The sequence below is a fragment of the Nocardia sp. MH4 genome (genome assembly GCF_019266065.1).
Classification (GTDB): Bacteria; Actinomycetota; Actinomycetes; order Mycobacteriales; family Mycobacteriaceae; genus Nocardia; species Nocardia canadensis.
This window is the reverse complement of the sequence record NZ_LPNR01000024.1, coordinates 1-11,541: the sequence shown is the minus strand read 5'-3', so window position 1 is coordinate 11,541 and position 11,541 is coordinate 1. Positions and strand designations below refer to the sequence as shown.

The window sequence follows — 11,541 nt, the reverse complement described above, 5'->3', positions numbered from 1 at the left end:
CGGGCCCGGCCGCCCGGCGCTGGCCGCGCGCGTGCGCCCCGACCGGATCCCGCTCTCGCCCGCCCAGCAGCGCATGTGGGTGCTCAACCAGCTCGATCCGAGCTCGGCCGCCTACAACATCGCCATCGCCCTGCGCCTGACCGGCGCTCTGGATGTCGAGGCCATGCGCCTGGCGCTGACCGACGTGATCGCGCGGCAGGAAAGCCTGCGCACCCGCTATCCGGCCGATACCGAAGGGCCACGTCAGGTCGTCGTCGGCCTCGACGCGGCCACGCCCGCCATGCCGGTCCTCGACACCGAAGACGGTGCGCCGCTGCGGGATCGGATCACCGAGCTGGCGGGCACCGGATTCGATCTCACCAGGCAGGCGCCGCTGCGGGTCGGGCTGTTCCGGCTCGTCGACGCCGGGTCCGACGGTCTCCCCGTGCATGTGGTCGTGCTGGTGGTGCACCACATCAGCGCCGACGGCGCGTCGATGGCGCCGCTGGCGGGCGACCTGGTGGCCGCCTACTCGGCGCGCGTGGCGGGCGAGGCGCCCACCCGGGCCCCGCTCACCGTGCAGTACGCCGACTTCGCGCTGTGGCACCGCGAACTCCTCGGCAGCGCGACCGACCCGGAATCGGTGGCCGCCCAGCAGATCCGGTACTGGACCGACGCCCTCGCCGGCGCACCGGACGCGCTGGAACTGCCCACCGACCGCCCGCGACCCGCGGTGCAGACGATGCGCAGCGACGACCTCGACTTCGCGATCGACGAGCAGCTGCACCGCACGCTCATCGACGTCGCGGCCGCGAGCAATGTCAGCGTCTTCATGCTCGTGCACGCCGCGCTCGCGGTCCTGCTGGCCCGGTTGAGCGGCACCGGTGACGTCGTCATCGGCACTCCCGTCGCCGGGCGCGGCGAGGCCGCCCTGGACGACCTCGTCGGCATGTTCGTCAACACCCTGGCCCTGCGCACGCCGATCGACCCCGGCGCGAGTTTCCGGCAGGTGCTGGCCGAGGTCCGCACCACCGATCTCGACGCGTTCGCCCATGCCGACGTGCCCTTCGAACAGCTCGTCCAGGCGCTCGACCCGACCCGCTCGACCGCGCACCACCCGATCTTCCAGGTGTCGCTGTCGCTGCAGAACTTCGTCGAGCCGGTGCTGGACCTGGCCGGACTGCGGTTCGAGGTCGAGGACTTCGACCGCGACGCCTCGGCCTTCGACCTCACCCTCGACCTGCGCGAACGATTCACCGACGCCGGCCCCGCCGGGCTCGACGGCGTGCTGACCTACGCGACCGACCTGTTCGACGCGGCCACGGTGGCCGCGTTCGTGACCCGCTGGCAGCGCGTCCTGTCGGCCGTCCTCGCCGACCTCGACCTGCGGGTCGCCGATATCGACCTGCTCGACGCGGGTGAACGCGCGGAACTGATTCCGGTCCGCGGCCCGGCCACGGCGGGCACGATCACCCTGCCCCGGCTGCTCGCCGACACCGCCGCGACCTACCCCGACCATCCGGCGCTGGTCGCCGGGACCACGACGACCTACCGCGCGCTCGACGCCCGCTCGAACCAGCTGGCCCGCCTGCTGATCGACGCGGGTGCGGGCACCGAAACCGTTGTCGCCCTGGGGCTGCCCCGCTGCGCCGAGCTGCACACGGGGATCTGGGCCGCCGCGAAGGCCGGTGCCGCGTTCCTGCCGGTCGACCCGAAGCATCCGGTGGACCGCATCGATCACATGCTCACCGACTCCGGCGCCCGGGTCGGTCTCACCCTGACCGCGTACCGGGCGAGCCTGCCCGACACCACCCGCTGGCTGGTCCTCGACGACCCCGACATCGTCGCCCGGCTGCGCGCCGCCGCCGACACCCCGCTCACCGCCGACGACCTGCCCACGCCGATCCGCCTGGCGAATCCCGCCTGGATGATCTACACCTCCGGGTCGACCGGAACTCCCAAGGGCGTCACCGTCACCCATCGCGGCCTGGCCGACCTCGTGGCGGCGCAGCGCGCCGATCTCGGACTCGATGACCGGTCGCGGGTGCTCCAGGTCGCCTCGCCGAGTTTCGACGCGTCGATCTTCGAGGCGCTGATGGCGTTCGGCAGCGGTGGCGCCTGTGTGATCGCGCCGCCCGAGGTCTTCGGTGGCGCGCCGCTGGCCGAGCTGATCGCCGCCGAGGCGGTCACGCACATGGTGATCACGCCGTCGGCGCTGGCCACGATCGATCCCGCCGAGGTGTCGAGCGTGCGGGTACTCGCGGTGGCGGGCGAGGCGGTCGGCCCCGATCTGGTCGGGCGCTGGTGCGGCGGGGCCGCGGAGCGGCGGATGGTCAATCTGTACGGGCCGACCGAATACACCATCTGGGCAACGGGTTCCGCGCCGTTGTCCACGACGGAGCCGGTCACCATCGGCACCCCGATCCGGGGCGCGGCCGTGCTCGTCCTCGACGATCGGTTGCGGCCGGTACCGGTCGGCGTCGCCGGTGAGCTGTATCTGACCGGCACCGCCACCGCCCGGTGCTACCACGCCCGGCCCGGGCTGACCGCCGCGCGCTTCGTCGCCGATCCCTACGGCGCGCCCGGCGAGGTGCTCTATCGCACCGGCGATCTGGTGCGCTGGATCCGCCCGCCCGAGCTCGGGTTGACGCTGGAATATCTCGGCCGCACCGACTTCCAGGTGAAGGTGCGCGGTCAGCGCATCGAGCTCGGCGAGATCGACGCGGTGCTCGGCGGCATCGACGGCGTCGATCTCGCGGTGACACTGGGTGTGCCCGGTCCCACCGGCGCGACCGCGCTGGCGGCCTATCTGGTGCGGATGCCCGGCGCCGACCTCGATCTCGCGCGGGTGCGGGCCGTCGCCGCCGACAGTCTGCCCGCCTACATGGTGCCCGCGGCCTTCGTGGTCCTGGACGCCATCCCGGTCAACGCCGTCGGCAAACTCGATCGCAAGGCCCTGCCGGAACCGGTGTTCATCGCCGAGGAGGCGCCGTATCTGGCGCCGCGGACACCCACCGAACACGTCCTGGCCGAGGTGTACGCCGAGTTGCTCGGGCGCGACCAGGTCGGCGTCGACGATTCGTTCTTCGCCCTCGGCGGCGACAGCATCCTGGCGATCCAGCTGGTCACCCAGGCGAAACTGCGTGGGGTGCACTGCACACCGTTGCAGGTCTTCGAGCATCGCACCGTCGCGGCGCTGGCCGCCGCCGTCGACGCCGCCGGGACAGTCGAGGCGCTCGCGGAGCTGCCCGGCGGCGGGGTCGGCGACCTGCCGCTGACCCCGATCGTCCGGTACATGATCGAGCGCGGCGGCGATTTCGACCGCTTCGCCCAGACCGCGGTGCTGGAACTGCCCGTCGGCATCGAGCGCACGGACCTGGTGGCCACGCTCACCGCCGTCATCGACCGGCACGACATGCTGCGGGCCCGGCTGTGGTCCGACGAGGACGGCTGGCAGCTGCGGGTGGCGGAACCGGGCACGATCGAGGTGGACGCCCTGGTGCACCGCACCGAGATCGACGCCGCGGCCGAACCCACCGAACTGCGCGAGGACGTCCGCAGCGAACTCGACTCCGCGCTGAACCGGCTCGATCCGGCCGACGGCGTCGTGCTGCAGTTCGTCTGGCTCGATCCGGTCGGTGCCGCGGGCTCGCGCACCCGGCCCGGACGGCTGATCGTGGTGGCCCACCACCTCGCCATCGACAGTGTGTCGTGGCGAATCCTGGTGCAGGACTTGATCGGAGCCTGGGCCCAGGTGTCGGCGGGCGCCACCCCGGTGCTGGCCGAGACCGGGACCTCGATGCGGCGCTGGTCCTACGCGCTGACCGAAGCCGCGCACTCCGACCAGCGGCTGGCCGAACTCGGCTACTGGCGCGACCTCGTCGGCGGCCCCGACCCGCTGCTCGGCGGCAGGCACCTCGATCCCGCCATCGATCAGGCCCACACCGTGCGCCGGGTCGACATCGAGGTCGACGCGGACGTCACCACCGCCCTGCTCACCACGCTGCCCGGGCTGTTCCACGGCGGTGTCACCGACGTGCTGTTCGCCACGCTCGCCCTGGCGCTGGTGCGCTGGCGGGCCCGGCGCGGCGTGGACGAGAAGTCCGCGCTGCTGCGGCTCGAAGGCCATGGCAGGCAGGAGGAAGTCGTCCCCGGCGCCGACCTGTCCCGCACGATCGGCTGGTTCACCAACCTGTACCCGGTGCGGCTCGACCTGTCCGGCATCGACATCGACGACGCGTTCGCCGGCGGCCCGGCGATGGGCGCGGCCATCCGCGCGGTCAAACACGATCTGCTGTCGGTGCCGGACAAGGGCATCGGGTTCGGCCTGCTGCGCTACCTGAATCCCGAGACCGCGGCACAGCTGCCGGAGCGGCTGCCCGGCCAGATCTGCGTCAACTATCTCGGCAGGCACACCGCCGCCGAGATCCCGGCCGGGCTGGAAGGTCTCGGCTGGCTGCCCACCGACGAATTCGGCGACCTGGATGTCGGCGAACACGCCACGGTCCCGGTGATGGCGGCGATCGACATCAACGCGTTGGTGCTCGGCGACCGCCTGCGCGCCGACTTCGGTTATCCGGCAGAACTACTCGACCGCGACGACGTCGCCGAGCTGGCCCAGCTGTGGACCCGGGCCCTGGGCGCGGCGGCGCGCTTCGCCGACTCCCCGGCGGCCGAACGCGCCTCCGCCGAGGAAGCCGCCGCCATGGTCGCCGCGGCGGCCGAACCCACGGGCGCCGGCTCGAGCGGTCTCGGACTCGACGTGCTGCTGCCGATCCGGCTCGGCGGCGACAAACCCGCCCTGTTCTGTGTCCATTCCTCCTCCGGAATGTCGTGGAGCTACCTGGGATTCGCCGAGCGACTGCGGCCGGGCAGACCGATCTACGGCCTCCAGGCCCCCGACCTCAGCGGCCGCGAGCCCTCGGCCCGGTCCATCGAGGAGTTCGCGCGGCGGTATGTGCGCGAGATCCGCGCGGTCCAGCCGCAGGGCCCGTATCACCTGCTCGGCTGGTCCTTCGGCGGACTGATCGCCCATGCCATGGCGGTGCAGTTGGCCGAGGCGGGCGAGCGGGTCGGCGTGGTGGCGATGCTGGACACCGACACCGCCGATATCGACGGCGACAGCATCGAGCGCCTGTCGCCCGGCGCGTTCATCAACACCTTCGGCGCGATCTTCGGCATCGACAACGTCCCCGCCGAAGCCACCGCGCAGGAGGCGGCCGAGCTGATCGCCGCCGAACTCGGCGGGGTCGAACTCGTCGACGCGGCCACGATCGAACGGATGGCGGGCTCCTACAACGCCTCCGCCGGGACCAGAACCGGCTACCAGCGCCCGGTCTACCACGGTGACGTCCTCTATTTCACCGCCGCGGTCGACCCCGGCGAATGGATGGGCCCCGACGGCTGGCGCCCCTACGTGACCGGCGCGATCGTCGCCCACGACGTCGAGACAACGCACGACGAGCTGACCAATCCCCTCGCACTGTCGGTGATCTCGCCGGTGCTGGATGACCACATGGAAGCAGGAGACCGGACATGAGCGTCGCACCGAGCCCCACCCTCACCTCCACCGGCGGCGTGGTCGTCGAAGGGATCGAGAAGTCCTTCGGCGACGTCCACGCCCTGCGCGGCGTCGACTTCGTGGCCGCGCCCGGCGAGGTACTCGGCATCCTCGGGCCCAACGGCGCGGGCAAGACCACGATGGTGAACGTCTTGTCCACGCTCATCACCCCCGATCGGGGCCGGGCCGTGGTCGCCGGGCACGATGTCGTCGCCGACCCCGCGGCGGTCCGCAAATCCATCATGCTGACCGGCCAGTACGCCGCGCTCGACGACATGCTCAGCGGCTACGAGAACCTGGTCCTGTTCGGCAGGCTGATGGGCCTGCGCAAACCGGCGGCCCGGGCCAGGGCCAAAGAACTGATCGCCGAATTCGATCTGGAGCGGGCCGCGAACCGGCGGGTCGGCACGTACTCCGGCGGCATGCGGCGGCGCATCGACATCGCCTGCGGGCTGGTGGTCCGGCCCGATGTGGTCTTCCTCGACGAGCCGACCACCGGCCTGGATCCCCGCAGCCGTCAAGGTGTCTGGGACCTGGTGCGCAGCTTCAAGAACGCGGGCATCACCACCCTGCTCACCACCCAGTACCTGGAGGAAGCCGACGCGCTCAGCGACCAGATCATCGTCATCGACCACGGCGTGGTGATCGCCTCCGGCACCGCCGACGAGCTGAAACACCGCACCGGCGGCAGCTACTGCGAGGTGGTGCCGCTCGATCTGGAGGAGATGCCCGCCATCGTCGCCGCGCTCGGCTCGCTGCTGCCCGCCGAGAATCTGGCGGCGCTGACCCCGGAATCCGACCGGATCACCATCCCGGCCCCCGACGGCGCCAAGACCCTCGCCGAAGCACTGCGCCGCCTCGACGACGCGTCGGTCGAACTCGTCGACATCGCGCTGCGCCGTCCCTCGCTCGACGACGTGTTCCTCCAGCTCACCGGCCATCTGCCGACAACCGAGACGGCACCGGAGGTCGTGTCGTGACCGCCACTACCTGGCACACCCACGTCCGCGCCGCCCCGGACACCGTGCAGCAGTGGTGGGTGCTGACCACCCGGCTGATCGTGCCCTCGGTCAAGACCGGCGAGGTGCTGTCCTCGATAGTCGCGCCCGCCGCGTTCACGGCCAGCTTCTACATCCCGCTCAAGACCGTGATGATGTTCTCCGGCAACGGTTTCAGCAGCTACGCCCAGTACATGATGCCGCTGGTGATCCTGCAGGCCGCCGCCTTCACCGCCATCTCGGCGGCGTTCCGCTCGGCCACCGATTCCGTGGCCGGGCTCAACCGCCGGTTCGGCGCGATGCCGCTGCGCCCGCTGGTGCCGGTGGCGGCGCGGATGTCGGCCAACATCTTCCGGCTGCTGATCTCCTTGGCCGCGGCGATCGTGTCCGGGTACGTGATCGGTTTCCGGTTCCGGCTCGACGCCGCGCACACCCTCGGGTTCCTGGCGTTCTCGTTGCTCATCGGGATCGCGTTCACCCTCGGTGCCGATGTCATCGGCACCGTGTCCAAGAGTCCGGAGGCCACCACGCAGGCCTTGGTGTTGCCGCCGTTGATCTTCGGCATGCTCTCGACCGGTCTCGCGCCGGCGAGCCAGTTCCCGAGCTGGATCCAATGGTTCGTCCGTAATCAGCCGGTTTCCCAGTTCGCCATCGTGTTGCGGGCGCTGGCCGGTGACACCGCCGGGAACGCGGGCACGATCGGCTGGTCGCTGGTGACCCCGTCGCTGCTGTGGCTCGCGGCGATCCTGCTGATCAGCCTCCCCGTGGCCATCCGGCTGAGTTCGAGGAGGGCGTGATGACACTGCTTGCCGCTCGTACCGAGCAGACCACCACGGGTTCGGAGACCACGCCGGGCGCGCTGGTCCGGCACACCCTCATCCAGACCCAGCGCCTGCTGCTGCGCTGGGCCCGCAATCCGGTCACCCTGCTGGAGACCCTGCTCATCCCGTGCCTGCTGCTGATCATGCTCGACATCGTCGTCGGCGGGCAGATCCAGAAGTTCACCGGCGGCGACGCCCTCTACGGCTCGGTCCCGATGGTCGCCATCGTCGGCGCGCTCTCCGGCGCCGTGGCCAGCGGGGTCCTGCTCGGGCGCGAACGCGACGCCGGTCTGCTGGCCCGGTTCTGGGTGCTGCCGGTGCACCGGGCCTCCGGGATCGCCTCGCGCGTGCTCGCCGAGGGCTGCCGGATCGTGCTCGGCACCATCGCCGTGGTGCTCGTCGGCGCGCTGCTGGGCTTCCGGTTTCATCAGGGTCCGCTGGCGGCGCTCGTGTTCCTGGCGGTGCCGGTGCTCTTCGGACTCGCCTTCGCCACCATCGTCACCGCGATCGCCGTCTTCACCGCGAAAGCCTCACTGGTCGAAGGCGTCACCATCCTCACCTCGCTGATGATGTTCTTCAGCACCGGCTTCGTCCCGCTGATCGCCTTCCCGACGTGGATCCAGCCGATCGTGCGCAATCAGCCGATGTCGGTCGCCGTGGACGCCATGCGCGGTCTCGCCGACGAGGGGCCGATCGCGCGGCCGCTGACCCTGACCCTGGTGTGGTGTCTGGGCGCGATCGTGCTGTTCGCGGTCCCCGCCGCGATCGGGTTCCGGCGCGCCAGCCGACGCTGAGTGGCCCCGCGAACCCGCGGCGCCGGGCCGCCCTGCCACGCAGTACCCTCGTGCGCATGCCGGTGAGCGCCCGAGTACGCACCCGATTCCGTCGCACCGCCGAGCAGGGCGTCCGCGTCCGCTCGCGTGGCGTCCTCGCCGTCGCCGCGCTGCTGTGCGTCGCCGTGGTCACCGCGGGCTGCGCGGACAAGCACGACGACGCGAGCACGATCATCCGCACCACCACCAATATCGCCGGGGCCGGTGTGGTCGGCGTGGCCAGGGACACCGCCACGGCGTGCCCGCTGCCGAGCGCCCCCGACCCCGCCGCGGGCGCGACCCGCACCGTCACCCATGCCGCCGGGACCACGCAGGTCCCCGCCGACCCGCAGCGCATCGTGGTGCTCACCAGCTCGGCGCTCGACGCCGCCTGCGCGGTGGGCCTGTGGGAGCGGGTCGCCGGCGCGGTCACCCTCGACGGTGAACGTCCGCAGCCGATGTACCTCGGCTACGGCGTGCTGAAGGTGCCGAGCATCGGCTCGATCGGGCAGCCCGATCCGGCGCGCATCGCCGCGCTGAAGCCCGACCTGATCCTCGGCGACGTCGCCCCGGCCGCCGGCGGCTACGAGGCGCTGAGCGCGATCGCCCCGACCGTCCTCATCGGCTCCGGCGGCAGCTGGCAGTCCGACTTCGCGGCCTACGCCTCCGGAATGGGCCGCGGCGCCGCCGCCGACGCCGCTCTGCGCGCCTACCTCACCGAGGCGCACGATCTCGGCCCGGCGCTCAACGCGAGCCAGTCGCAAGCCTCGGTGCTGCGTTTCACCGCCGACACCACCCAGGTCCAGGGCAGCGAGACCTTCGCGGCCCAGGTCCTGTCCGATGTCGGCGTGCAGCGCCCGACCGCGCAGCGCGGCACCTCCTACGACATCACCACCGCGGACCTGGCCACCAAGGCCGAGGGCGACATCATCTACGTGATGTTCGCGGGCAAGGCGGGCGAGGACCACGGCAAGCGGGTCCTGCGCTCGGACGAGTTCACCGAGCTCGGCGCCGCGACCGATCGTCGCGTCTTCGCCGTCGACGACAGCGTCTGGCACACCACCGGCCTGACCGCCGCCCGCGCGATCCTCACCGACCTGCGCGACAGCCTCAACGGGTACGTCACCGACTGACCGCGGGGGCTCCCAGCGAACACCCAGCGTGTTCCCAGCTCCGGCGCAGTACCCGCGCCTACCGTCGTCGGCGACACGGTACGAGCGAAGGAGCAGCGATGGACGACCACGATCTCGGACTCGGGCACGACCTGCGGGTCATGTCGCGACGGCGGATCCTCGGCATGATCGGTGCCGCGAGCCTGGCGACCGCGGCGGCGGCCTGCGCCTCGGCGACCGACTCGGGCGTCACCGACACCGCGACGACCACGCCCGACACGGCGACTCCCGCCGCCGCGCCGCAGGAGACGGCGGGCCCGTACCCGGGTGACGGGTCCAACGGACCCAATGTGCTGATCGAATCGGGCGTCGTCCGCTCCGACATCACCACCAGCTTCGGCGCGTACTCCGGTGTGGCCCAGGGTGTTCCGATGACTCTCACGCTGAACCTGCGCGATCTCGCCAAGGGCGCCGCGGGCGCGGGAATGGCCGTCTACGTCTGGCACTGCGATCGCGAGGGCCGGTACTCGCTCTACAGCGAGGGCGTCACCGAGCAGAACTACCTGCGCGGCGTCCAGGTCGCCGACGACACCGGCACCGTCCGCTTCACCTCGATCTTCCCCGCCTGCTACGCGGGTCGTTGGCCGCACATCCACTTCGAGGTCTACGACGACCTCGCCACCGCCGTGGCGGGCGACAACGCACGCCTCACCTCCCAGATCGCCCTCCCCGAGGACTCGTGCGAATCCGTCTTCGCCGCCGACTCCGGCTATTCCGCGAGCATCGAGAACATGTCCGGCGTGTCGCTGTCCTCGGACAATGTCTTCGGCGACGGCTGGGACGCCGAACTCGCCACCGTGACCGGGACACCCGCCACCACCATGGCCGTGTCCCTCACCGTCGGTGTCGCCGCGAAGTCCCAGAACACCCAGTCCGGCACCGGTTCTCCCGGCACCCCACCCGGCGGCAGTGGCCCCGCGGGCCCTCCGCCCGGCGGTCAGGGCCCCGGTGGTGGGCCATCACCCCGGTAACCGGCCACCGACGCCCCGCGCGGCGGAGAGGTCGTCGGCCGTCAATCGAATTGCACGGTCGCGAGCATGTCGCGCGCGAGTTGTTCGGGATCGGCCGACGAGGCCAGCTCCGACCCGTCCAGCGCGCCCTCCCGCCACAGCGTCGCGAACCCGTGCACCAGTGACCAGGCGGCGAGCCGGGTCGACCGCTGGCGATCGGGCGACTGCCCGGCCTGCATCTCGGCGATCCCCGATCGCAAGGCCGCGCCCGATCGTTCTCGGGCAGCGCGTAGTTCGGGGTCGTCGGCGCGCAGCACCTCGCGCCGGTACATGATGTCGAACCGGCCGGGGTTGGCCAGCGCGAAGCGGATGTAGGCGACGGCGACCTCGCGCATGTCCGCACCCGCGGCCGCCAATTCCGTGGCCAGCAGGTCGAATCCCTCGATCGCCAAGGCGGTGAACAGGCCCGCCCGGTCGCCGAAGTGGTGTGCGGGGGCCGCGTGGGAGACCCCGGCCCGGCGCGCCAGCGCGCGCAGCGACACCGCCTCGACGCCCTCGGCCGCGATCTGCTCGGCCGCCGAGTCCAGCAGCGCCGCCCGCAGATCCCCGTGGTGATACCCGGTCTTGGTCATGCCTCGATCCTGACGCACAAACTTGTCATTGACAAGTTCAGCGTTCGGTGCCAATCTTTCCAGTGTCAAGATTGGCAGCAGGCCAGTCGGCACCGCTTCGAGGAGTTCCCATGGCCCCGTTCATCGTTCTCGCCGTCGTCACCGCCCTGGCCAGGCTGATCGGCCTGCTCACCGGAGTGTCCTGGCTGGATTCCTGGCCCCGCGCGATCGCCCTCGGCCTGGCCGCCATGTTCACTCTCACCGCGAGCGCCCACTTCCTCGAACCCCGCCGGACGGCCCTGATCGCCATGGTCCCGCCCCGCCTCCCCAACGCGGCCGCGCTGGTCACACTCACCGGCATCCTCGAACTGGCAGGTGCTCTCGGCTTGCTGATCCCGGCCACCGCCCCGCTCGCCGCCGCCGGACTGTTCGTCCTGCTACTGGTCATGTTCCCGGCCAATGTCCGCGCGGCCCGCGCCGATCTGGGCATCAAGACCATGCCCCTGCCCGCCCGCACCGCCCTCCAGGCACTGTTCCTCGCCGCCTGCGCGGTGGTGGTCGCGGCCTGAGCGGGCGGCCCGCCGCACCGCTCTCGCCGGGTCCGGCGCGGTCGGGGCCGCGCCGTCAACGCCCTGCCG

At 71.6% G+C, this 11,541-nt stretch carries 8 protein-coding genes; 7 read left to right on the top strand and 1 reads right to left on the bottom strand.

What is annotated here, in order from left to right; translation table 11 throughout:
- The 6 genes from ATM97_RS00665 to ATM97_RS00640 all read left to right on the top strand — a co-directional run.
- Window positions 1–5,518: non-ribosomal peptide synthetase (locus tag ATM97_RS00665; RefSeq protein WP_218715947.1), on the top strand; the 5,518-nt coding region annotated here is incomplete at its 5' end.
- Window positions 5,515–6,519, top strand: a complete 1,005-nt coding sequence (locus ATM97_RS00660; RefSeq protein ID WP_218715946.1) for an ATP-binding cassette domain-containing protein — start codon at window positions 5,515–5,517, stop codon at window positions 6,517–6,519. The genes ATM97_RS00665 and ATM97_RS00660, both read left to right, overlap by 4 nt.
- A complete protein-coding gene (locus ATM97_RS00655; RefSeq protein ID WP_218715945.1) occupies window positions 6,516–7,334 on the top strand; it encodes an ABC transporter permease in 819 nt (272 codons plus the stop codon). Before ATM97_RS00660 ends, ATM97_RS00655 begins: the two co-directional genes overlap by 4 nt.
- Window positions 7,334–8,152: an ABC transporter permease gene (locus ATM97_RS00650; RefSeq protein ID WP_218715944.1), complete on the top strand. Its 819-nt coding sequence runs from the start codon at window positions 7,334–7,336 to the stop codon at window positions 8,150–8,152. Before ATM97_RS00655 ends, ATM97_RS00650 begins: the two co-directional genes overlap by 1 nt.
- Before the next feature lie 56 nt (window positions 8,153–8,208).
- Window positions 8,209–9,303 (top strand): ABC transporter substrate-binding protein, encoded by a 1,095-nt coding sequence (locus ATM97_RS00645; protein WP_218715943.1) that lies wholly within the window; start codon window positions 8,209–8,211, stop codon window positions 9,301–9,303.
- A 98-nt stretch (window positions 9,304–9,401) separates the two neighbouring features.
- Window positions 9,402–10,313, top strand: coding sequence for a dioxygenase (locus ATM97_RS00640; RefSeq protein ID WP_218715942.1), 912 nt, complete (start codon window positions 9,402–9,404; stop codon window positions 10,311–10,313).
- A gap of 41 nt (window positions 10,314–10,354) precedes the next feature.
- Here the strand turns inward: ATM97_RS00640 and ATM97_RS00635 are convergent, their stop codons facing one another.
- On the bottom strand, window positions 10,355–10,924 hold the full coding sequence (locus ATM97_RS00635) for a TetR/AcrR family transcriptional regulator (RefSeq protein ID WP_218715941.1): 570 nt from the start codon (window positions 10,922–10,924) through the stop codon (window positions 10,355–10,357).
- A gap of 110 nt (window positions 10,925–11,034) precedes the next feature.
- On the opposite strand from ATM97_RS00635, the gene ATM97_RS00630 reads away from it, so the two are divergent.
- The gene (locus ATM97_RS00630; RefSeq protein ID WP_218715940.1) at window positions 11,035–11,472 is read left to right on the top strand and encodes a DoxX family protein; all 438 of its coding nucleotides are present in this window, start codon (window positions 11,035–11,037) and stop codon (window positions 11,470–11,472) included.
- The last annotated feature ends 69 nt before the right edge of the window (window positions 11,473–11,541 follow it).